This window comes from Actinocorallia aurea, assembly GCF_054783995.1.
In genome coordinates this window covers 216,419-238,451 of the sequence record NZ_BAAGPQ010000004.1, presented here as the reverse complement: position 1 = coordinate 238,451, position 22,033 = coordinate 216,419, and the positions used below count along the sequence as shown (strand labels likewise).

General features: G+C 72.0%; 19 protein-coding genes and 1 pseudogene. 8 read left to right on the top strand and 12 right to left on the bottom strand.

What is annotated here, in order from left to right:
- Position 1 precedes the first annotated feature (1 nt).
- The 3 genes from ACYVOM_RS08010 to ACYVOM_RS08000 form a co-directional block, all read right to left on the bottom strand.
- Positions 2 to 937, bottom strand: a complete 936-nt coding sequence (locus tag ACYVOM_RS08010; RefSeq protein WP_460302592.1) for a HEAT repeat domain-containing protein — start codon at positions 935 to 937, stop codon at positions 2 to 4.
- Positions 938 to 1,029: 92 nt separating this feature from the next.
- The gene (locus tag ACYVOM_RS08005) at positions 1,030 to 2,220 is read right to left on the bottom strand and encodes a thiolase C-terminal domain-containing protein (protein ID WP_460302591.1); all 1,191 of its coding nucleotides are present in this window, start codon (positions 2,218 to 2,220) and stop codon (positions 1,030 to 1,032) included.
- Positions 2,221 to 2,351: 131 nt separating this feature from the next.
- A complete protein-coding gene (locus ACYVOM_RS08000; RefSeq protein WP_460302590.1) occupies positions 2,352 to 3,404 on the bottom strand; it encodes a polyprenyl synthetase family protein in 1,053 nt (350 codons plus the stop codon).
- A gap of 118 nt (positions 3,405 to 3,522) precedes the next feature.
- Here ACYVOM_RS08000 and metF point away from each other — a divergent pair, with 118 nt between their 5' ends.
- Positions 3,523 to 4,428 carry a methylenetetrahydrofolate reductase [NAD(P)H] gene (gene metF / locus ACYVOM_RS07995; RefSeq protein ID WP_460302589.1) on the top strand — a complete coding sequence of 302 codons (906 nt, stop codon included), beginning with the start codon at positions 3,523 to 3,525 and terminating at the stop codon, positions 4,426 to 4,428.
- 4 nt (positions 4,429 to 4,432) lie between these two features.
- Here the strand turns inward: metF and ACYVOM_RS07990 are convergent, their stop codons facing one another.
- The 5 genes from ACYVOM_RS07990 to ACYVOM_RS07970 all read right to left on the bottom strand — a co-directional run bounded on the left by ACYVOM_RS07990 (position 4,433) and on the right by ACYVOM_RS07970 (position 8,032).
- Positions 4,433 to 5,032 carry a GNAT family N-acetyltransferase gene (locus ACYVOM_RS07990; protein WP_460302588.1) on the bottom strand — a complete coding sequence of 200 codons (600 nt, stop codon included), beginning with the start codon at positions 5,030 to 5,032 and terminating at the stop codon, positions 4,433 to 4,435.
- Positions 5,033 to 5,066: 34 nt separating this feature from the next.
- Positions 5,067 to 5,387: a hypothetical protein gene (locus ACYVOM_RS07985; RefSeq protein ID WP_460302587.1), complete on the bottom strand. Its 321-nt coding sequence runs from the start codon at positions 5,385 to 5,387 to the stop codon at positions 5,067 to 5,069.
- 39 nt (positions 5,388 to 5,426) lie between these two features.
- On the bottom strand, positions 5,427 to 6,665 hold the full coding sequence (locus ACYVOM_RS07980; RefSeq protein WP_460302586.1) for a hypothetical protein: 1,239 nt from the start codon (positions 6,663 to 6,665) through the stop codon (positions 5,427 to 5,429).
- A 91-nt stretch (positions 6,666 to 6,756) separates the two neighbouring features.
- Entirely contained in the window at positions 6,757 to 7,113 is a 357-nt protein-coding gene (locus ACYVOM_RS07975; RefSeq protein ID WP_460302585.1) for an arsenate reductase family protein, read from the bottom strand.
- 454 nt (positions 7,114 to 7,567) lie between these two features.
- Positions 7,568 to 8,032 (bottom strand): YbaK/EbsC family protein, encoded by a 465-nt coding sequence (locus ACYVOM_RS07970; RefSeq protein ID WP_460302584.1) that lies wholly within the window; start codon positions 8,030 to 8,032, stop codon positions 7,568 to 7,570.
- A 427-nt stretch (positions 8,033 to 8,459) separates the two neighbouring features.
- Here ACYVOM_RS07970 and ACYVOM_RS07965 point away from each other — a divergent pair, with 427 nt between their 5' ends.
- Positions 8,460 to 8,900, top strand: a complete 441-nt coding sequence (locus tag ACYVOM_RS07965) for an SAV_6107 family HEPN domain-containing protein (protein WP_460302583.1) — start codon at positions 8,460 to 8,462, stop codon at positions 8,898 to 8,900.
- 760 nt (positions 8,901 to 9,660) lie between these two features.
- Here ACYVOM_RS07965 and ACYVOM_RS07960 read toward each other — a convergent pair.
- The 3 genes and pseudogenes from ACYVOM_RS07960 to ACYVOM_RS07950 all read right to left on the bottom strand — a co-directional run bounded on the left by ACYVOM_RS07960 (position 9,661) and on the right by ACYVOM_RS07950 (position 12,188).
- Positions 9,661 to 10,353, bottom strand: coding sequence for a CE1759 family FMN reductase (locus tag ACYVOM_RS07960; RefSeq protein ID WP_460302582.1), 693 nt, complete (start codon positions 10,351 to 10,353; stop codon positions 9,661 to 9,663).
- 205 nt (positions 10,354 to 10,558) lie between these two features.
- Positions 10,559 to 11,638 (bottom strand): annotated as a pseudogene (locus ACYVOM_RS07955) (LLM class flavin-dependent oxidoreductase); the annotation flags it as partial.
- A 127-nt stretch (positions 11,639 to 11,765) separates the two neighbouring features.
- The gene (locus ACYVOM_RS07950; RefSeq protein WP_460302581.1) at positions 11,766 to 12,188 is read right to left on the bottom strand and encodes a pyridoxamine 5'-phosphate oxidase family protein; all 423 of its coding nucleotides are present in this window, start codon (positions 12,186 to 12,188) and stop codon (positions 11,766 to 11,768) included.
- A 138-nt stretch (positions 12,189 to 12,326) separates the two neighbouring features.
- On the opposite strand from ACYVOM_RS07950, the gene ACYVOM_RS07945 reads away from it, so the two are divergent.
- The gene (locus ACYVOM_RS07945) at positions 12,327 to 13,727 is read left to right on the top strand and encodes an MFS transporter (protein WP_460302580.1); all 1,401 of its coding nucleotides are present in this window, start codon (positions 12,327 to 12,329) and stop codon (positions 13,725 to 13,727) included.
- 101 nt (positions 13,728 to 13,828) lie between these two features.
- Here the strand turns inward: ACYVOM_RS07945 and bldD are convergent, their stop codons facing one another.
- The gene (gene bldD, locus ACYVOM_RS07940; protein WP_123663383.1) at positions 13,829 to 14,323 is read right to left on the bottom strand and encodes a transcriptional regulator BldD; all 495 of its coding nucleotides are present in this window, start codon (positions 14,321 to 14,323) and stop codon (positions 13,829 to 13,831) included.
- A gap of 357 nt (positions 14,324 to 14,680) precedes the next feature.
- On the opposite strand from bldD, the gene pyrR reads away from it, so the two are divergent.
- The 5 genes from pyrR to carB are packed head-to-tail and all read left to right on the top strand — an operon-like array spanning position 14,681 to position 21,918.
- On the top strand, positions 14,681 to 15,250 hold the full coding sequence (pyrR, locus tag ACYVOM_RS07935; RefSeq protein ID WP_460302579.1) for a bifunctional pyr operon transcriptional regulator/uracil phosphoribosyltransferase PyrR: 570 nt from the start codon (positions 14,681 to 14,683) through the stop codon (positions 15,248 to 15,250).
- Positions 15,247 to 16,182: an aspartate carbamoyltransferase catalytic subunit gene (locus tag ACYVOM_RS07930; RefSeq protein ID WP_460302578.1), complete on the top strand. Its 936-nt coding sequence runs from the start codon at positions 15,247 to 15,249 to the stop codon at positions 16,180 to 16,182. The genes pyrR and ACYVOM_RS07930 overlap by 4 nt, the downstream gene beginning before the upstream one ends.
- The gene (locus ACYVOM_RS07925) at positions 16,179 to 17,492 is read left to right on the top strand and encodes a dihydroorotase (protein WP_460302577.1); all 1,314 of its coding nucleotides are present in this window, start codon (positions 16,179 to 16,181) and stop codon (positions 17,490 to 17,492) included. The genes ACYVOM_RS07930 and ACYVOM_RS07925 overlap by 4 nt, the downstream gene beginning before the upstream one ends.
- The gene (carA, locus tag ACYVOM_RS07920; RefSeq protein WP_460302576.1) at positions 17,489 to 18,613 is read left to right on the top strand and encodes a glutamine-hydrolyzing carbamoyl-phosphate synthase small subunit; all 1,125 of its coding nucleotides are present in this window, start codon (positions 17,489 to 17,491) and stop codon (positions 18,611 to 18,613) included. The genes ACYVOM_RS07925 and carA overlap by 4 nt, the downstream gene beginning before the upstream one ends.
- The gene (gene carB, locus ACYVOM_RS07915; protein WP_460302575.1) at positions 18,613 to 21,918 is read left to right on the top strand and encodes a carbamoyl-phosphate synthase large subunit; all 3,306 of its coding nucleotides are present in this window, start codon (positions 18,613 to 18,615) and stop codon (positions 21,916 to 21,918) included. The genes carA and carB overlap by 1 nt, the downstream gene beginning before the upstream one ends.
- The last annotated feature ends 115 nt before the right edge of the window (positions 21,919 to 22,033 follow it).

The window sequence follows — 22,033 nt, the reverse complement described above, 5'->3', positions numbered from 1 at the left end:
GTCACCAGCGGCCCTGGGCGCGCAGAGCGATGCTGAGCCGGTGGGCGCGGCCGTCGCGGTCCGAGGGGTCGAGGGAGGGCCATGCGGCGTCCCTGAGCGCCTTGAGGGCCTTGCGGAGGTCCTTGCGCAGGTGGCGGGGCAGGTCGTCGGCGAGGAGCGCGGCGGACGTCACGAACACCGGGTGGACGCCCGGCGAGGCGAGCTCGTCGCACAGCAGCGCGAAGGCGGCGGGGTCGCCCGCGCGGATCAGCCGCTCGGCCGCGGCGGCGCGCAGCTCGGGGTCGGGGGAGCCGAGCAGGGGCGCGAGCGCCGCTTCGGCGCGCAGGCCGTCGTGGTCCCACCGGACGAGGGTCCGGGCCGCGTGCCTGCGGACGGCAGGGTCGGCGGCCCCCAGGAGCCCCGTGACCGCTTCGGTCAGCCGCGACAGGGGCACGGTGACGGGACCGCCCTCCCAGTCGGCCAGGTCGCCGACCAGGGTCGCGGCGGCCAGGCGGACCTCGGAGTCGGCGTGCCCGACCAGTGGGAGCACCGCATCGAGGGTCGCCGCGGCCAGCGCGTTCGCCCCGACCGCGTCCAGCACGTCCATGGCGAGCTGGACGACGAGCGGCTCCGGATGCCGCAGAAGGGCCAGGACGTCGGGGCCGCACGCGGGGGTCGCGATGTCCTGGTAGACCTCCAGGACGGCGAGCAGGAGCCCGGGATGCAGCCGGTCGCGCGCCGCGATCATGCCCCGCAGCACCGACTCCGCCCACGCCTGCTCATCGGCTCGCCAGGGGTGGACGTCGAGCAGCGCCGCGAGCGCCCGCCGCGCCGCCAGCGGATCGCCCGTCCTGGCCACCTCCAGCAGCCAGCCCGTCGCAGCGCCCTCGAACTCGCCGACGAACTTCTCCCACGCGTCCGTCCCCGCCGCCGGCAACAGCGAGATCTCCCAGACCACGTCCCCCCGCCCTCCTCCGGGAACCTCCCGGTCTCTGGACTAAGGGACGCGTCCCGGCCCCGCAAGGTTCGGGGCCGGGACGCGGGACGCTTCTAGCGCGCGGGGCGGTAGACGGCCACGGCGCAGGCACTGCCGAGGCCGATGTTGTGCTGGAGGGCGACCCGGGCGCCTTCGACCTGGCGGGCGCCGGCCTGGCCGCGGAGCTGCCAGGTGAGCTCGGCGCACTGGGCGAGGCCGGTGGCGCCGAGCGGGTGGCCCTTGGAGATGAGGCCGCCCGACGGGTTGACGACCCACTTGCCGCCGTAGGTGGTGGCCTCGGCCTCGACCAGCTTGTGGCCCTCGCCCACGGCGGCCATGCCGAGCGCCTCGTAGCTGATCAGCTCGTTGGCGCTGAAGCAGTCGTGCAGCTCGATCACGTCGACGTCGTCGATGGTGATCCCGGCCTCGGCCATGGCCTTGTCGGCCGCGCGCTTGGAGCAGCCGAAGCCGACGGCCTGGATGGAGGACTTCTCCGCGAAGCTGTCCACGGTGTCGGTGGCGATGTGCTGGCCGGCGATCTCGATCGCCTGGTCCCACAGCCCGTGCTCCTCGACGAACCGCTCGCCGGCGACGATCGCGGCGGCGGCCCCGTCGGAGGTGGGGGAGCACTGGAGCTTGGTGAGCGGATTGAAGATCATCGGCGCGTCCTTCACCTGGTCCAGGGTGTACTCGTCCTGGAACTGGGCGTAGGGGTTGTTCACCGAGTGCTTGTGGTTCTTCCACCCGATCCAGGCGAAGTGCTCGGGGGCGGAGCCGTACTTCTCCATGTGCTCGCGCCCGGCGTTGCCGAACATCTGCGGCATCGGCGCCGCGGCCTCCCAGCCGCCCCGGCCCTCGACCATCGCCTTGAGGTGGTGGTCGACGATGGTGACCTTGGACGCCGCCATGCCCGCGCCGAGCGAGCCCTTCTCCATCTTCTCCATGCCGAGCGCCAGGACGCAGTCGGCGAGGCCGCCGCGGATGGCGTTGCGGGCGAGGAAGAGCGCGGAGGAGCCCGTCGCGCAGGCGTTGGAGACGGTCATGATCGGGATCCCGGTCAGTCCGACCTCGTAGAGGGCGCGCTGGCCCATGGAGCCGTAGGCGGAGCCCGCATAGGCCTGCTCGACCTGCTCATAAGACAGGCCCGCGTCTTCCAGCGCCTTCCCGACGGCCTCCTTGGCCATGTCGGGGTACTCCCAGTCCTTCGACCCCGGCTTCTCGAACTTGGTCATCCCGACACCGACGACGTACACCCGACCGGCCATGCCGTGCCTCCTCAACGTGCGTATCCGGGGCGAGCATAGCTTGTCGGCTAGCGCTTACTTGGTTTCGGGGCGGCAGGGTCCGCAAACGCCGAAGGCCCCGCCGGAGCGGGGCCTTCGGATCGCGCGACGGGTCAGACGCGGCGCGCGGTGGCCGCGACGGCCAGGTCGGTGAGGGCGGCGCGGGCCTCCACGGTGAGGTCGATCTCGGCGAGCGCGCGGTGCGCGTCGGCCGCGAAGCCGTCGATCATCTTCTCGCAGCCTTCGAGGGCCCCGGTGCCGGTGAGGATCGCGCGCAGTTCCTCGACGCCGTCGAGGTCGAGGTCCGCGTCGCCGAGGCGGCGGTTCAGCGTCTCGCGCTGGGCCTCGGTGCCGTTCTGCATCGCCAGGGCGATCAGGACCGTCCGCTTGCCTTCGCGCAGGTCGTCGCCCGCGGGCTTGCCCGTCTCTGCCGGGTCGCCGAAGACGCCCAGGACGTCGTCGCGGAGCTGGAAGGCGGCGCCGAGGGGCAGGCCGTAGGCCGACAGGCTGTCCAGGTAGGCGGAGTCCGCGCCCGCCATGGCCGCGCCCAGGTGCAGCGGCCGCTCGATCGTGTACTTGGCGGACTTGTAACGCACGACCCTGAGCGCGCTCTCCACGTCGCCCGTACCGCGCGCCTGCTCCAGCATGTCCAGGTACTGGCCGCACATGACCTCGGTGCGCATGATGTCGTAGAACGGGCGGCCGGAGGCCAGCGCCGCCTCGGGCAGGCCGGACGCCTCGTACATCTCGGTGGACCACGCGAGGGTGACGTCGCCGAGGAGGATCGCCGCGCCCGTCCCGAAGGACTCCGGCGAGCCCGGCCATCCCTCGCGGGAGTGCATCGCCTCGAACCTGCGGTGCACCGAAGGCTGGCCGCGCCGCGTGTCGCTGCCGTCCATGACGTCGTCGTGGATCAGCGCGCTGGCCTGCAGGAGCTCCAGGGACGCCGCGGCCGTGAAGATCTCCGGGCGTTCCGCGCCGCCCGCGCCGCGCCAGCCCCAGTAGGCGAACGCCGGACGCAGCCGCTTGCCGCCCGACAGCAGGGTGTCCAAAGCCGAGATCATCGGCTCCAGGTCCTCGGTGATCGCCAGGAGGACGGGGCGCTGCCTGTCGACGAAGGCGTAAAGGGCCTCGTCGACCTCTTTGCGGACACGGCTGGAGGTCATGGCGTCAAGGGTAATGGCGGCAAGTTCGATTTATGTGCTTTTGTGGTATCTGCTGTATCTCTGTTCCCGAGAGGCTCGGGTCTGCCCGTCTCAGCATGTGGATCGGTACCCTGCTCACATGACGTCTGCGCGCCCCACCGTCCGCGAGCTCCTCAGCGCCGGAGAGAAGACCTTCTCCTTCGAGTTCTTCCCCCCGAAGACCGAGCAGGGACTGATCAACCTGTGGCGGGCCATCCGCGAGGTCGAGGCGCTGCACCCGTCGTTCGTGTCCGTCACCTACGGGGCAGGCGGCAGCACCCGCGACACCACCGTCGACATCGTCGAGCGGATCGCCACCGACACCACCCTGACGCCCGTCGCGCACTTCACCGCGGTCGACCACTCCACCGCCGAGCTGCGCCGGCTCGTCGGACGGTTCGCGTCCGTCGGCGTCAACAACATCCTCGCGCTGCGCGGCGACCCGCCCGGCGACCCCAACGGCGAGTGGATCAAGCACCCCGAGGGCGTCGAGTACGCGGGCGAACTCGTCGAGCTGATCCGCAGCCTCGGCGAGTTCAGCGTCGGCGTCGCCGCCTTCCCCTACAAGCACCCCCGGTCGCCCGACATCGAGACCGACACCCGCAGGTTCGTCGACAAGTGCCGCGCCGGCGCCGACTACGCGATCACCCAGATGTTCTTCCGCGCCGAGGACTACTTCCGGCTGCGCGACCGCGTCGCCGCCGAAGGGTGCGACATCCCGATCCTGCCCGGGATCATGCCCGTCACCCAGCTCAGCACGATCGAGCGCTCCGAGCACTTCTCCGGCGCGCCGTTCCCCGCCGACCTCGCCGAGCGCTTCCACGCCCTGGGCGACGACCCGGAGGCCGTCCGGAACCTCGGCGTCGAGCACTGCGCGGAACTGTGCGCCGAACTCCTCGAAGGCGGCGCGCCCGGCATCCACTTCATCACCATGAACCGCTCGACGGCCACCCGCGAGGTCTTCGGCCTCCTCGGCGCCGCAGCCCGGCCCCGCGCCGCCGTCTGACGGCTCAGCGGGGCACCTGCACGGCGGGAGCCTCCACCCGGGCCAGCGGCAGCCTGGCGCCCATCACGGCGTACGGCGGGCCGCCCCCGGGGAACTCGAACGCGCTCAGCAGATCGTGGAAACCGACCGAGCGGTACAGATGCTGGGCCGGGGTCAGCGGCCTGCGGTCCAGCGTCGACAGCACCGCCGTGCGCTCCCTGCGGCCCGCGCACAGCGTCTCCAGAAGGGTCCGTCCCAGCCCCCGGCCCTGGAACTCGGGGCGCACGTGCAGTTCGGCGACCTCCCAGGCGTCGCTCAGCCAACTCGCCGCGTGCGCCTGGCCGCTCCGCTCGCGCAATTCCCGGTCCACCACGTCATGCCACCACTGGCCCGCCGCGCCGTGGAACCCGTAGACGAACGCGACGGGGACCGCGCCGAACACCTTGCGCTGCTCCACCACGAGCGCGCGGAAGCCCGGATACGTGGCATGCCGCAACATGATCGACTCGCGGCCGGGAAGCTGGACGGACGGCGGATCCATCGCCGCCACATAGACCTCCAGCAGCCCGCCGAGCATGCGGCGGAACGTCTTCGCGTCGATCTCACGCAGGGTCGGCTCTTTCACCCGCCCGAGCCTACGACCGGAGCGGGCCCCGCGGTCAACCCGCGGTGATCACCCGGGGCGTCTGGCTCAGCCTCAGATGGAGCGCCCACAGGATCGTGTCCGCCGCCGACGTCAGGCCGCGGCGGTTCGAACCGAGGTCCTCACCCCACGCGCGGGCCTCGGGGCCCAGCCAGGCGTCGGTCGCCTCGAACGTCTTGAACGGGGCGTTCAGCGCCTCGGTCAGGGCGTCGATGCTGCCGAAGACCGCGGAGTACGTCTGGTAAAGCTCGCGGTACGCGGGGTTCGGCTGGACGCCCGGAGGCAGCTCGCCCGGCGCGTACGGAGGCTGGACGAACTTCGGGGAAGGGGGCGGCATGCTGCTTACCTCGCCTTTCGTCGGGCGCGTCCGGCGCGCCTACTCCGTCTGCGCGCCCGTGCCGGCGCCGGTCAGCCTGGTCGTCGCGCCCGCAGCGGCGGTGCCGCCCATGGGGGTCGCGCCGAGCACCTCCGCCGCGTCGTCCCCCGCGCCCAGGTCCGCGGCCTCGGCGCGGACGTCGGCCGTCCACTGGGCGTCGAGGTCGAGCTGGGCGTCGGCGCTGGACAGGGACTCGGCTATCGCTTCGAGCTTGGCCGGGTCGCCGTCCGCGGCGGCGATGAGCTGCGCGGTGCCCTCGGCGCCCAGTCTGTCGTAGAACGCCGCGGTGTAGTCGGCGTCCTGGGCGTGGGTGCCCAGGTTCGTCCAGACCTGGGCGTCCACGCCTTGGCCGTTCGCCAGCGCGTCGGTGGCCGCGTACGCGTCGACGACTCCGCCCGCGACCCCTCCGGCGCCCTCCCCGGCCCCAGGGCCTTCCGTCCCGCCTTGGGGAGTCCCGTCGCCTTGACCGCCGTCCGTGCCGGGATCCGCTGTGCCGGGCGTCTCCGTGCCGGGCGTCCCTGTGTCGGGATCCGCTGTGCCCGGAGTCTCTGTGCCGGTTCCGGAGCCGTGGGTGCCGTCCGTACCGCTGGGCGGGGTGTTCTCGGGGTCCGGGGTGCCGGTACCCGCACCGGTGCCCGCGCCGACACCCGCGCCCGCGCCCGCTCCCGTGCCGGATCCGCCGCCTGTGCCGGTACCCGTACCGGACCCGCTGCCCGTGCCCGTTCCAGCGCCCGTGCCCGTGCCGGTCCCGGATCCATTGCCCGAGCCCGAGCCGGTTCCGCTGCCTGCGCCTGCGCCCGCGCCGATTCCCGCGCCGGATCCGGCGTTCATGTCGTCGTCATCGCCGGAGCCGCTGCCGGAGCCCGCGCCGCCGTCGGTGTCGGGCACGTCGGGGGAGGGCGTCGGGCCGGTGCCCGGGCCCGGGCCCGAGCCGGAGCCCGGTGCGTCGGGGGTGTCCGTGTTCGGCGGGGCGCCCGCGTTGATGTCCGGGTCGTCGAGGGCGGCCTGGGCGGCGGCGAGGCGGATCTTCAGCGCGCCGGCCTGGGCGGTGGCCCACTTCTGGATGACGCGGGCCTCGCGGTAGCCGTCGGCGGCGACGCCAGGCGGCGGGGGATGGGCGGCGAGCCAGCCCTCGATCGCCTCGGCCGCGGTGCTCAACTGCCGGATCAACTGGGCGAGGGCCGCGGGGTCAACGCCCCGGAAGCTCGGATCCCGGCTGGCCACACTCCGCATGCTCATCGGCGCTCCCCACCACAGGACACCTTCCGTGACCTGTGTACCACAGGAAACCCCGCCGCGTCTGCCGGGAACGCCCGTCTTGCCGTCGTGCTCAGCGCCCCAGCGCCGCGTCCACCGACGCCTCGTCCCGCGCGACGAACGCCCGCCCGTCGTCGGTCAGGATGATCGGCCGCTGGATCAGCGACGGATGCGCCACGAGGGTTTCGATCCACCGCGCGCGGTCCCGCTCCGCCGACCTCAGCCCCAGCTCCTTGGCGACCGGCTCGCCCATCCGCGTGATCTCCCACGGCTCCATCCCCAACCGGTGCAGCACGTCCTCCAGTTCGGCCGCGGTGGGCACCTCCTCCAGATACCGCCGCTCCGTGAACTCCACCCCGCTCTCGCCCAGCGCCGCCAACGCGGCCCGGCTCTTGGAGCACCGCGGGTTGTGCCAGATCTCCGTGCTCATTGCTCGCTCCTCCGTCGCTCCCGATCGCGCCCCCGCGGCTTGCGGGCGGCGGGACACCCGATCGCCTTCGATGTGGTCCGCGGGTCCTCGGCGTGCCCGGAACCGGCGGGCTCGCCCACGGGTCCCGGGCCGGTGCAGAGGACCCGTGCTCACTCTAGGGAATCCGGTCCGCGGGACCGCCCGCCCGGTCGGGGGAGCCGAGCGAAGTCAGCCGCGGTCCGCTTACGGGGCGGGGACGGACGGGTCTGCCGGCAGGTCTCAGCGGGCGCGGAGCCCCGCGCAGACGACGCCCATCATCCGGCGGTGGGGTCGCGGGGTCGTCGGCGACCGCTGCCCGACCGCTCGGCCGGACCTCCCGGCCGGACCGCGCCGTCTCATGCCCGAGATCGCCTGACGACCGGGAGCGCTCGACGACGGGAACCCTTCGGGCTCGTCCCGAAGGGTTCCCTGGGCGTCAGACGACTTCGGCGGGGGTGCCGGCGGTGAGGGCGAGGAGTTCGGCGTAGGTGGTGGGGAAGACGGTGTGGGGGTGCCCGGCGGCGGCCCAGACCTTGTCGTGGCGGTCGAGCCAGACGTCGACGAGGGTGCGGATCGGGGCCGGGTGGCCGACGGGGGAGACGCCGCCGATCGGCTGACCGGTGGCCTCGCGCACGAACTCGGGAGTGGCGCGCTTGACCTTCGCGGCGCCGACGAGCTGCGCCACGCGCTCGACGTCCACCCGGTGCGCGCCGCTGGTGAGCACGAGGAGGGGCGCGCCGTCGGCGTCGAAGACGAGGCTGTTGGCGATGGCGCCGACCGGGCATCCGAGCAGGTCGGCGGCGGCCTGGGCGGTGGGGGCCGCCTCGTCCAGCTCGACGACCTGGCCGCTGGCCCCGGACGCGGCGAGAACGGCGACGACATGCGCGGTGTTCGGGTGCATGGGTCGAAGCCTAGCGACGCGGGGGAGGGTCGGCGCAGCGGTTCTCCGGGGCGGCCCGAGGTCGCGCCCTGAAGAGTTATCCACAGGCGTCTGAGCGTTCTGTCAGTGGCTTGTGTTCTCATTCGGGTACCCGGTCGACCTGGGGTTCCGTGGATCACGGGACGCGCCACTCGAACGTATTGACGAACGATGGTGCGTGGGGTTTACTGGGGGCATGTCGAACCGGTGTTCGACATGGTGCGGGACTCGCGGCCCGCATCCGAGGCACAGGCGAGCCGGCGGCAGCGCAAACCGGCCGACTCGCTCCGGTCGGGCTGGAGGAGGGGAAGCCTCCGGTCCGGCCGGGCCGCCGAAAGGAGAGGGGCGCGAGGAGTTCGTCCCGGAAGGGGCCGTCCGGCTCCCTCCGGCCGAGAAGGAGGCGAATGCCATGTCCGTGCATCCGATTCCTCCGGGTCCGCCGATCCGGAAGGCAGCCCCTACCCACGCCCAGCACCTCTTGCGGGACGCCCGCAGGCTCCTCGCGGAAGCCGCCGAGTCCTCGCACCCGAACGTCCGCTACGCCACGGCCCATCTCGCCGCCCTGCGCGCCGCCGCCGCGGTCCTCGCGCTGCGCGGCCCCGTCGCCCCCACCCGAGGCCGTCCCCGCACGGCCTGGGTCCTCCTGGAGCAGGCCGAACCCCTCTTCGCCGAGTGGGCCGCCTTCTTCGCCGCGGGCGCCCCCACCCGCGCCGCCGCCGAGGCCGGCCTCCCAGGCGCCACGACCCCCGCCGAAGCCGAGGACCTCCTCCACACCACCGAGACCTTCCTCGCCCTCGTCGAAGACACCCTGCACATCCCCACCCAGCAGTCCCTCCCTCTGACCGGCTGATCCCCCTGCGGCCAGAGGGAGGGACTCCCCTCCCCCCACCGACCCCTACGCCCCGCAACCCGAAAGAGGCTCCCCACCCAAGACCCCACCCTCGAGCGGTTTCCCGGCATCGAGCCCCCAGCGAACGAGCCCCCCAGCGACGCCGAAACCGCAAAAGTCGGCCCTCACCCCCGCCTCACCGACCGAAGATCCGCCGCCGACCCTGACCCGAGACGCCGATCCTGGTGATCCCGCCGATCCAACGCGACAGGGCCATGACACTGATCCCGCCCGCGGACGAGAGGGTCACCCTGCCCTCGAACGATTCCCGGGATCGAGGCCGTGTCGAACGGTTCTCGCGGCGTCGGCGAGCGGGCGAGGCCACGTCCCGCCCCTGGGCCCTGCCCTCGGAAGATGGTCGGGCGCCCGCCTCGGGGACGCGTCCCTGACGGCCGCGCCGCGAGCGCGCGTCGACGAGGGTGGTTCCCGGGATCGAGGACGTGGCGAACGGGTCCTGCGGCGGTGTCGACGCCGAGCCGTCGGGGCTCGGTCCGCCCGGAGGTCTGCCGCAGGCCCTGACCCGAGGCGCTGATCCGCGAGCCGAGCCCTGGCCGGCCGGCGACACCGATGCGGTCAGCGACTGGGAGGGCGGGCCTTGCCTCGGGGTTTCGGGATCGAGGCGGGGTGAGCGGGGTCGCGGCGGTGGGAGGTCGAAGGCGGTGCTCGGGGCTCCGCGAGTGTGGGGCTAGGCCGGCGGGAGCGCGAGTGATGTGGGAGGGGTTCAGGAGGGGGTGCGGGGGGTGAGGAGGTCGGCCATGGGGGTGAAGTCGGCGAACTCGTCGAGGGGGGTGGGGCGGGCGGTCTGGTTGATGGGGGAGGCGGTGGATGAGGTGGTGGGGGTGGGGGCCGCGGAGCGGAGCATGTGTTGGGAGAGTTCCGTGCCCGCGCGGACGGCTCGGGTGGTGAGGGAGTCGGAGGACCGGGCGGTGGAGGGGGCGCCGAAGTCTTCGGAGGCGGCGAAGACGCTGGTGGGGGTGAGGTCGGCCTTGAGGTAGGTGAAGAGGGGGCGCAGGGCGTAGTCGATCGCCAGGGAGTGGCGGGCGGTGCCGCCGGTCGCGCCCAGCAGGACGGGGACGCCGGTGAAGGTGCCGGGGTCGATGACGTCGATGAAGGACTTGAAGAGGCCCGCGTAGGACAGGTTGAAGGTCGGCGTCACGGCGATGACGCCGTCGGCGCCGCGGATCAGGTCGATGGCCTTCTGGAGGCGTTCGCCCGCGAAGTGGGTGAGGGTGGCGTCGACGATGTCGTGCCCGAGGTCCTTCACCTCGATGACGTCCGTCGTCACGAGGTGCCCGTCGCTCTCCAGGACGTCGCGGGTGGCCGCGGCGAGGCGGTCGGCGAGCATCCGGGTGGAGGAGGGCACGCTCAGCCCCGCGGAGACCACCACGAGGTTGAGCGGGCGGATGTCACTCATCGTCGGTTCCCTTCTCGGTCGGGGCGTCCTCGGCGGCGGCGGCTTCGCGTCCGGCGGCGGAGCCGGCGAGGCGGGTGCTCTCGCGGTTCTCCTTCGCGAGCGCCTCGCGCTGGGCCTGCTGACCGCCTTCGGCGGTGAGGCCGGTCCAGTTGTCGCCGGTGCCGAAGCGGTAGGCGTCGGAGTACGGGGTCTCGCCTTCGGTGGCGAGGGCGGCGTCGCGGGCGGCGACCCGGGCGGCGTGCGTGGGTCCGTCCGGGACGTGCGCGGGCCGCAGCGCGTCGAGTTCCTTGCGCAGCACGGGGACGATCTGGGTGCCGAGGAGCTCGATCTGCTCCAGCACGGTCTTGTGCGGCAGCCCGGCGTGGTCGACGAGGAAGAGCTGGCGCTGGTAGTCGCCGACGTTCTCGCGCATCGACAGGTACCGCTCGACGACCTGCTCGGGCGATCCGACGGTCAGCGGCGTCTCGCGCGTGAAGTCCTCCAGCGACGGCCCGTGCCCGTAGACGGGCGCGTTGTCGAAGTAGGGCCGGAACTCGTTGACGGCGTCCTGGCTGTTGGGGCGGGCGAAGAACTGCCCGCCGAGCCCGACGATCGCCTGGTCGGCCGCGCCGTGCCCGTAGTGCTCGAACCGCTGCCGGTAGAAGTCGACCATCTGCTTGGTGTGCCGCAGCGGCCAGAAGATGTTGTTGTGGAAGAAGCCGTCGCCGTAGAAGGCGGCCTGTTCGGCGATCTGCGGCGAGCGGATCGAGCCGTGCCAGACGAAGGGCGCGACGCCGTCGAGGGGGCGCGGGGTCGAGGTGAACTGCTGGAGCGGCGTGCGGAACTTGCCCTCCCAGTCGACGACGTCCTCGGTCCACAGGCGGCGCAGCAGGTGGTAGTTCTCGACGGCGAGGTTGATGCCCTCGCGGATGTCCTGGCCGAACCACGGGTAGACGGGGCCGGTGTTGCCGCGTCCCATGACGAGGTCGACGCGTCCGCCCGACAGGTGCTGGAGCATCGCGTAGTCCTCGGCGATCTTGACCGGGTCGTTGGTCGTGATCAGCGTGGTCGCGGTCGACAGCAGGATCTTCGAGGTCCGCCCGGCGATGTAGCCGAGCGTCGTCGTGGGGGACGAGGTGACGAACGGCGGGTTGTGGTGCTCGCCGAGGGCGAAGACGTCGAGGCCGACCTCTTCGGAGAGCTTCGCCATCTCCACGATGTTCCGCAGGCGCTCCTGCTCCGTCGGGATCTTCCCGGTGGTGGGGTCCGGCGTGATGTCGGCGATGCTGAAGATGCCGAACTGCATGGTGACGGCTCCCTTCGAGCTCAGAGGGCCGGCTTCCGCCGTCCCGGACTGGTTGAAGGTTTAACTATCCCATGCGCCCGGCTATTCCCCGCCCGGATCCTCCCGACCCAGGCGGGTCGGCGACCCCTCAGAGGCTGCCCAGATCCGAGGAGACCCAGTGCTCAGGCCGCATGCGGATGACGACGGACGGGCCGTGCTCGCGCAGCGCGCTCTCGACGTAGCCGTCGACCTGCTCGGGCGGGAGGTAGCGGGCCGAGATCTCGCGGAGCTGGTCGAGGGTGGCGTCCTCGGTGGACGTGACGGGCCCTTCGACGCCCACGTAGCGGATGGTCGGGTCGAGCCGGTCGATCATGAGTGTGAAGCGGCCGGACTCGGAGATGCGGCGGGCCTTGCGGGAGTCGCGGCCGGTGAGGATCCAGACCTCGCCGCCCGGTTTGTACTGGTACCACACGGGCACCGTGAGGGGCCCGCGGCCGGGCTCGGTCACCGACAGGGCGGCGACGTGGGGTTCGGCGAAGAAGGACTGGCGTTCGTCGAGGGACAGCGGCATCGCGGGCGTCTCCTAGCGTTGAGTGGGAGGACGGGCAGGTCGGAGCCCGCCTCCCTGGCTCCCCTTCCCTGATCGTCGGCGAATCCACTTCCCACCAGGTACGGACATAAGGCGACAAAGGTGAGAATCTGTCGCTTTGTGAAGAGACTGTGGGGCGGGCGGGGGCTGGTCGGGGTGCTGGCGTTCCTGGGGGTGGTGGCCTACGCGATGCCGGTGGCGGTGATCACGCCGGCGCTGCCCGTCATCCAGGACGAACTGGGCGGGAGCGCCGCGGGCGTGGCCTGGAGCGTCACCGGGATCACCCTGAGCGCCGCGGTGGCGACGCCCGTGATCGGCAGGCTCGGCGACCTGTTCGGGGCCCGCCGCGTCCTGCGGTGGGTGCTGCCGCTCGGCCTGCTCGGCCAGGTCGCGACGGCGCTCGCCCCGACCCTGCCCGCGCTGCTCGCCGGACGGGTGCTCGCGGGCGTCGGCAGCGGTGTCTTCCCCCTCGCGTACACGCTCATCCGGGCGCACGCGCGGGACCGGGCGGTGTCCGGCATCGGGGTGATGTCGTCGATGCTGGCGTTCGGCGGCGCGGCGGCCTGGGTCCTGGCCGGTCCGGTGATCGACGGGCCGGGCTGGCGGTGGCTGGTCGCGGTGCCCGCCACGCTGCTGCTGGCCGGAACGTTCCTCGCCGCGCGGCTCCCCGAGACCGACGGCAGCCCTGGGCAGCGGGTCGACTGGTGGGGCGCGGTCCTGTTCGCGGGCTGGATGGGCGCGGGCCTCGCGGGCCTCACCCAGGGCCTGTCGTGGGGCTGGACGTCCCCGGGCGTCCTCGGGCTCGCCGGGGCCGCGGCGGTGCTGTGCGCGGTCTGGGTGCGGGTGGAGGCGCGGGTGCGCCAGCCGCTCATGGACCCGCGGATGCTGCGGCTGCGCGGGGTCTGGACGGCCAACCTCGGCTCGGTCCTCGCGGGCTTCTGCCTGATGGCCGCGGGCATCCTGATGCCGCTGCTCGTGCAGACCCCCGAGCGCGACGGGTTCGGCTTCGGCGGCACCGCCACCGACACCGCGCTGGTGGCGCTCCCGGCGAGCCTCTCGATGACCGTCGCCGGGATGCTCGCGGGCCTGGCGGCGCGGCGGGCGGGCGCCCGCGCGGTGCTGGCGGCGGGCGGCGCCCTCACCGCGGTGTCCTACGCGGCGATGCTCGCGCTGCACGAGGAGATGTGGCATCTCATGGTCACCAACGCGGTGCGCGGCGTTGGCATCGGGCTCGCCTACGCGGCGGTGGCGGCCCTGGTCGTCTCGGCGGTCCCGATGGCGCAGACGGGCGTGGCGACGGGCGTCAACACCCTCCTGCGGACGGTCGGGGCAGGCCTGGGGACGCAGGCGGCGGCCGTCATGGTCGCGGCGTTCGCCGGCGGCAGGGAAGGGTTCCTGCTCGCCTTCGGGACCTGCGCGGTGCTGGCGCTCGGCGTGGTCGCCGCGGCGCTCGCGGCCCCCCGCCCCGGCCGGCCCGCCGAGGTCCCGGCCGCCGACCGGCTCCCGGAGCCCGCCTCATAGCGAAGTTCGCACAGGGAGATCCACGCCGGAGAAGCGCACAGAAAGAAGTGCACAGAAAATGGCCCGGTCCAAGACGAAGGACCGGGCCGACACGGGAGGTGTCAGAAGCCCTCGACGGCGCGGCGCGCCTCGGCGTCGAGCACGCCCCAGCTGATCAGTTCCTCGGTCAGTTCGGCCGGGGACTTGTCGTAGATGACGGCCAGGGAACGGAGGTCCTCCTGCCGGATCGACAGGACCTTTCCGTTGTAGTCGCCGCGCTGGGACTGGATGGTCGCGGCATAACGGGCGAGGGGCCCTGCCTTGTCCTTCGGAAGCTGGCTGAGCCGCTCAAGATCGATCACCAGCTTGGGCGTCGGGCCGAGCGGGCTCGGCGCGGCGCCGCCGGGGAGCAGTTCGTTGACGGGCACGCCGTAGAACTCGGCGAGCTCGTTCAGCTTCTGAACGGTGACGGCGCGGTCGCCCCGCTCGTACGAACCGACGACGACGGCCTTCCAACGGCCGCGCGACTTCTCCTCAACTCCGTGCAGGGACAGGCCCTGCTGGGTCCGGATGGCACGAAGTCGTGCGCCCAGAGCCTTTGCGTATTCAGACGGCATCTTTGCGGCCCCCAGGCTCACTCTCATAGTCGTGGTTCTCCCAGGGCGTCCGGCACGGGGTCGGATGACCACCCTGAGTACGGTTACGGACAGTGACGGTAAAACGGAGACGGCCAAAGGTCAAGCTGTTCGGAAAAATCCGGTCGAATCTGTCACGGCAGTCTGACCCTGCGCGAGTCGTTCCGGCCTGTCGGGCGAAGGGTACCGCCCGACACCCCGTAACCCCGTGTGAGCCCTCTCACCTGGTGTTATGGAGATAGCACCGGGGACGACGCAAGGCGACGGTACTGCTACCGTGAAGAGGACATGGCGTCCTTTAAGCCCCGTCCCGTGAGGCGGGAAAGGAGGTTGGTGCAGATGACCGCTGCCCAAAGCCAGGACGCGCCCTACAAGGCCGTTCTGGAAGCCCCGGAGATCCGCCGGGCGCTCACCCGTATCGCGCACGAGATCCTCGAGCGCACCAAAGGCGGCACGGACGTCGTCCTGCTGGGCATCCAGCGGCGGGGAGTGAACCTCGCCCAGATGCTCGCCGCGCGCCTCAGCGAGGTAGAAGGACTCGATCTCCCCTGTGGATCGCTCGATGTGACGATGTACCGCGACGACCTGCGCATGAAGCCCGCGAGGGCGCTGCACAAGACCGAGCTTCCCGCCGACGGCATCGACGACAAGATCGTCGTCCTCGTCGACGACGTGCTCTACTCCGGCCGCACGATCCGCGCGGCCCTCGACGCCCTGAACGACCTCGGCCGGCCGCGCGCAGTCCAGCTCGCCGTGCTGGTGGACCGCGGCCACCGGGAGCTGCCGATCCGGGCCGACTACGTGGGCAAGAACCTGCCGACGTCCAGCCAGGAGACCGTCCGCGTCCTCCTGCACGACGTCGACGGGCGCGACGCGGTCCTGCTCGGGCCGAAGGGGGACGGCAAGTGAAACGGCATCTCATCTCCGCCAAGGACCTGAGCCGCGACGACGCGCTGCTGGTGCTCGACACGGCCGAGGAGCTGGCCCGGGTCTCCGGCCGCTCGGTGAAGAAGCTGCCGACGCTGCGCGGCCTCACGGTGGTGAACCTGTTCTTCGAGGACTCCACCCGTACCCGCATCTCCTTCGAGGCGGCCGCCAAGCGGCTGTCCGCGGACGTCATCAACTTCTCCGCCAAGGGCTCCAGCGTCTCCAAGGGCGAGTCCCTGAAGGACACCGCGCTGACCCTTGAGGCGATGGGCGCCGACGCCGTCGTCATCCGGCACGGGGCCTCCGGCGCGCCGTACCGCCTCGCCGATTGGATCAACGGCAACGTCATCAACGCCGGCGACGGCACCCACGAGCACCCCACGCAGGCGCTCCTCGACGCCTTCACCATGCGCCGCCACCTCGGCTCGCTGGACGGCCGCAAGATCACGCTGGTGGGCGACGTCCTGCACAGCCGGGTCGCCCGCTCCAACGTGCTGCTGCTGTCCACGCTGGGCGCCGAGGTCACCCTGGTGGCCCCGCCGACCCTCCTGCCGGTCTCGGTCGGCACCTGGCCGTGCAAGGTCTCCTACGACCTCGACGCGGTGCTGCCCAAGAGCGACGCGGTGATGATGCTGCGCGTCCAGCGCGAGCGCATGAACGCCGCCTACTTCCCGACGGTCCGCGAGTACAGCCGCCGATACGGCCTGTCCGCCGAGCGCTTCTCGCACCTCCCCGAGCACGCCATCGTCATGCACCCCGGCCCGATGAACCGCGGTGTGGAGATCGCCGCCGAGGTCGCCGACTCGGCCCGCTCGACCATCGTCGAGCAGGTCGGCAACGGCGTCAGCGTGCGCATGGCCGTCCTGTACCTCCTGCTGGGCGGCGCCCAGCCCGCGATCGGAGCCGAGAAGTGAGCCTGTACCTCATCCGGAACGCCGCAGTCCTCGGCGGTGACATCCGGGACATCCTGATCCGGGACGGCGAGATCGCCGAGATCGGAACGGGACTGGAGGCCCCCGCCGCCGAGATCGTCGACGCCTCCGGCCTCATCGCGCTCCCCGGCCTGGTGGACCTGCACACCCACCTGCGCGAGCCGGGCCGCGAGGACAACGAGACCGTCCAGTCCGGCACCCGCGCCGCCGCCATGGGCGGCTTCACCGCGGTGCACGCGATGGCCAACACCACCCCCGTGGCCGACACCGCGGGCGTCGTCGAGCAGGTCTGGCACCTGGGCCGCGAGTACGGCCACTGCGACGTGCACCCGGTCGGCGCGGTCACCGAGGGACTGGAGGGCAAGAAGCTCGCCGAGCTCGGCGCGATGGCCGAGTCCGCGGCGAACGTCCGGGTGTTCTCCGACGACGGCCACTGCGTCCACGACGCGGTCATCATGCGCCGCGCGCTGGAGTACGTGAAGGCGTTCGACGGCGTCGTCGCCCAGCACGCCCAGGAGCCCCGGCTCACCGAGGGCGCCCAGATGAACGAGGGCGAGGTCTCCGACCGGCTCGGCCTGCGCGGCTGGCCCGCGGTCGCCGAGGAGTCGATCATCGCCCGCGACTGCCTGCTCACCGCGCACGTCGGATCGCGCCTGCACGTGTGCCACGTCTCGACGGCCGGATCGGTCGAGATCGTGCGCTGGGCCAAGTCCAAGGGCTGGAACGTCACCGCCGAGGTGACCCCGCACCACCTGTTCCTCACCGACGCCGCCTGCGAGCACTCGCCGCTCGGCCGCTCCTACGACCCGATCTACAAGGTCAACCCGCCGCTGCGCACGCAGGCCGACGTCGACGCGCTGCGCGCCGGCCTGGCAGACGGCACGATCGACTGCGTCGCGACGGACCACGCCCCCCACGCCGTGGAGGACAAGGAGACCGAGTGGGCCGACGCCGCCATGGGAATGATCGGCCTGGAGACCGCGCTGAGCGTGGTGCAGGCGGCCATGGTGGACACCGGCCTGCTCGACTGGGCGGGCGTCGCCGACCGCATGTCGGTCAAGCCTGCCGAGATCGGGCGCCTGAGCGGGCACGGCCGCCCGTTGGAGCCCGGTTCCCCGGCCAACATCACCTTGTACGACCCGGCTTACCGCGCTCAGGTGGACGCCACGGTGATCAACTCGTTCGCCTCCAAGAGCCGCAACACCCCGTACGCCGGTCTCGAACTGCCCGGACGGGTCGTCGCCACGTTCCTGCGCGGCCGCCCCACGGTGCTGGAAGGAAAATTGGTATGACGCAGGCCATGCTCGTCCTCGAAGACGGACGGGTGTTCTACGGTGAGGCGTTCGGCGCCGAGGGGGAGACCTTCGGCGAGGTCGTCTTCAACACCGGGATGACCGGTTACCAGGAGACCCTGACCGACCCCTCGTACCACCGGCAGATCGTCGCGATGACGGCGCCGCACATCGGCAACACCGGCGTGAACGACCTCGACCCGGAGTCCCGCCGGATCCAGGTCGCCGGGTACGTCGTGCGCGAGCCCGCCCGGGTCGCCTCCAACTGGCGCGCCCAGCGCTCCCTCGACGCGGAGCTGAAGGCCTACGGCGTCGTCGGCATCGCGATGCCCGGCACCCGCGCCCTCACCCGCCACCTGCGCGACCGCGGCGCGATGCGCGCCGGGATCTCCTCGGTGGAGAAGGACCCGCGCGCCCTGCACGCCCGTGTGCTCGCCAGCCCGCAGATGGCCGGCGCCGACCTCGCCGCCGACGTCGCCACCACCGAGCCCTACGTGGTGCCCGCCCGCGGCGAGGCCCGCTTCCGCGTCGCCGCCGTCGACCTCGGCATCAAGGCGATGACGCCGTACCGGATGGCCGAGCGCGGCTGCGAGGTGACGGTCCTGCCCGCGACCGCCACCGCCGAGCAGATCCTGTCGCTGAGCCCCGACGGCGTCTTCTTCTCCAACGGGCCCGGCGACCCGTCCACCGCCGACCGCCAGGTCGAGGCGCTGCGCGGCGTGCTCGCCTCCGGCACCCCGTTCTTCGGCATCTGCTTCGGCAACCAGATCTTCGGCCGCGCGCTCGGCCTCGGCACCTACAAGCTGCGCTTCGGCCACCGCGGGGTGAACCAGCCCGTCCAGGACCGCCGCACCGGCCGGGTCGAGATCTCCGCGCACAACCACGGCTTCGCCGTCGACGCGCCGCTGGACGGCCCGTTCGAGACGCCCTTCGGCCGCGCCGAGGTCTCCCACGTGAACCTCAACGACGGCTGCGTCGAAGGCCTGCGCCTGCTCGACCGCCCCGGCTTCTCGGTGCAGTACCACCCCGAGGCCGCGGCCGGCCCGCACGACTCGACGGTCCTGTTCGACCAGTTCTGCGCCCTGATGCAGCACGCCCGCAACCTCAAGGAAGGTGTCTGATGCCTCGGCGCGAGGATCTGAAGTCCGTCCTCATCATCGGCTCCGGCCCGATCGTCATCGGCCAGGCCTGCGAGTTCGACTACTCGGGCACCCAGGCGTGCCGCGTGCTGAAGGCCGAGGGCCTGCGGGTCATCCTGGTCAACAGCAACCCCGCGACGATCATGACCGACCCGGAGTTCGCCGACGCCACGTACGTCGAGCCGATCACGCCCGAGGTCGTCGAGAAGATCATCGCCAAGGAGCGCCCCGACGCGCTGCTGCCGACCCTCGGCGGCCAGACCGCCCTCAACTGCGCGGTCGCGCTGCACGAGGCGGGCGTCCTGGAGCGCTACGGGGTCGAGCTGATCGGCGCGGACTTCGACGCCATCCAGCGCGGCGAGAACCGCGAGATCTTCAAGGGCATCGTGGAGGAGCTGGGCGCGGAGGTCGCGCGCAGCATCATCTGCCACACCATGGACGACGTCCTGGCCGCCGCCGGCCAACTGGGCTACCCGCTGGTCGTGCGCCCGTCGTTCACCATGGGCGGCCTGGGCTCCGGCTTCGCCTACGACGAGCACGACCTGCGCCAGATCGCCGGCGCGGGCCTCGCGGCGTCCCCGACCAGCGAGGTGCTCCTCGAGGAGTCGATCCTCGGCTGGAAGGAGTACGAGCTGGAGCTGATGCGCGACCGCAACGACAACGTCGTGGTCGTCTGCTCCATCGAGAACCTCGACCCGATGGGCGTCCACACCGGCGACTCCATCACCGTCGCCCCGGCGCTCACCCTCACCGACCGCGAGTACCAGCACATGCGGGACGTCGCGATCGCCGTCATCCGCAAGGTCGGCGTCGACACCGGCGGCTGCAACATCCAGTTCGCGGTGCACCCCTCGACCGGGCGCATGATCGTCATCGAGATGAACCCGCGCGTGTCGCGCTCGTCGGCGCTGGCGTCCAAGGCCACCGGCTTCCCGATCGCCAAGATCGCCGCGCGCCTCGCCGTCGGCTACACGCTCGACGAGATCCCGAACGACATCACCAAGGTCACCCCGGCCTCCTTCGAGCCGGTCCTCGACTACATCGTCGTCAAGGTCCCGCGGTTCGCGTTCGAGAAGTTCCCGGGCGCCGACCCCACGCTGACCACGCACATGAAGTCCGTCGGCGAGGCCATGGCCATCGGCCGCAGCTTCCCCGAGGCCCTGCAGAAGGCGCTGCGCTCCCTGGAGCAGAAGGGCGCCTCCTTCTCCTGGGGCGAGGACGTGCCGCCGCTCGAAGAGCTGCTGGCGTCGATCAAGGTCCCGCACGACGGCCGGATCCGCGAGGTCCAGCAGGCGCTGATGGCGGGCGCGACCATCGAGCAGGTCTACGGCATCACCGGCATCGACCCGTGGTTCCTCGACCAGATCGCCGGGATCAACGAGATCGCCGCCGACATCAAGGACGCCGACGACGCCCTCACCGCGCCGAAGCTGGTCCGCGCCAAGCGCGCGGGCTTCTCCGACGCCCAGATCGCGCAGCTGCGCGGCCTGAACGAGGAGGTCATCCGGGAGGTCCGCTACGCGCTGGGCGTCCGGCCGGTCTACCTGACCGTCGATACCTGCGCCGCGGAGTTCGCCGCCCAGACCCCGTACCTGTACTCCTCCTACGACGAGGAGACCGAGGTCCCGCCGGGCACCAAGCCCAAGGTGCTCATCCTGGGCTCCGGCCCGAACCGGATCGGCCAGGGCGTCGAGTTCGACTACTCCTGCGTCCACGCGTCCTTCACGCTGGCCGAGGCGGGCTACGAGACCGTCATGGTCAACTGCAACCCTGAGACGGTCTCCACCGACTACGACACCTCCGACCGGCTGTACTTCGAGCCGCTCACCCTGGAGGACGTCCTGGAGGTCGTCCACGCCGAGCAGCAGACCGGCACCGTCGCGGGCGTCATCGTCCAGCTCGGCGGGCAGACCCCGCTCGGCCTCGCGCAGCGGCTGAAGGACGCGGGCGTGCCGATCGTCGGCACCAGCCCCGAGTCCATCCACCTCGCCGAGGACCGCGGCGCGTTCGGCCGGGTCCTGGCCGACGCCGACCTCCCCGCGCCCAAACACGGCACCGCCGTCGCCGTCGACGAGGCGGTCGCGATCGCGAACGAGATCGGCTACCCCGTCCTCGTCCGGCCGTCCTACGTGCTCGGCGGGCGCGGCATGGAGATCGTCTACGACGACGCCGCCCTCATCGCCTACATGGCCACCGCCACCGAGGTCAGCGCCGACCGGCCCGTCCTGGTCGACCGCTTCCTCGACGACGCCATCGAGATCGACGTCGACGCCCTGTTCGACGGCGAGGAGCTGTACCTCGGCGGCGTCATGGAGCACATCGAGGAGGCCGGCATCCACTCCGGCGACTCCGCGTGCGCGCTCCCGCCGATCACCCTCGGGCACCAGGACATCGAGCGGATCCGCGAGTCCACGCTGCGCCTCGCGCGCGGCATCGGCGTGCGCGGCCTCATGAACGTCCAGTACGCGCTGTCCGCGGGCGTCCTGTACGTCCTGGAAGCCAACCCGCGCGCCTCCCGGACGGTGCCGTTCGTCTCCAAGGCGACGGCCGTCCAGCTCGCCAAGGCCGCCGCGCGCGTCATGCTCGGCGCCTCGATCGCGCAGCTGCGCGCCGAGGGCGTCCTGCCCGCGAACGGCGACGGGGGAGACCTGCCCCTCGACGCGCCCATCGCGGTCAAGGAAGCGGTGCTGCCGTTCAACCGGTTCCGCAACGCCCAAGGCCAGGGCGTCGACACCGTGCTCGGCCCGGAGATGCGCTCGACCGGCGAGGTCATGGGCATCGACGAGGTCTTCGGCACCGCCTACGCCAAGTCCCAGGCCGCCGCCTACGGCTCGCTGCCGACGAAGGGACGCGCGTTCGTTTCGGTCGCCAACCGGGACAAGCGGCACATGATCTTCCCGGTCAAGCGGCTCGCGGACCTCGGTTTTGAGATTCTTGCCACCGAGGGCACCGCGGAGGTGCTGCGGCGGAACGGCGTCCGTGCCAAGATCGTCCGTAAGCACAGCGAGGGCCCCGGGCCGGACGGCGAACCCACCGTCGTGCGGCGCGTCCTGGACGGCGAAGTCGATCTCATCGTCAATACTCCGTTCGGCGACGGCCAGTCCGGGCCGCGGCTCGACGGCTACGAGATCCGCAGCGCCGCCGTCATCCGCGGCATCCCCTGCGTGACCACCGTGCAGGGGCTCGCCGCCGCGGTCCAGGGCATCGAGGCGGTCACGCGCGGCGACGTGGGCGTCCGCTCCCTCCAGGAGCACGCCGGACGCCTGCGCGGCGCCCGCAACGCCTAGGGGCCACCACAACCGGTGTGGCCGTCGCGAACGACCAGTCGATAGGGAGGCCGCCATCTCCACCGAGGCATCCGGCCAGGCAGGGACCGGACCCGTCCAGTCCCCCGGGACCGTC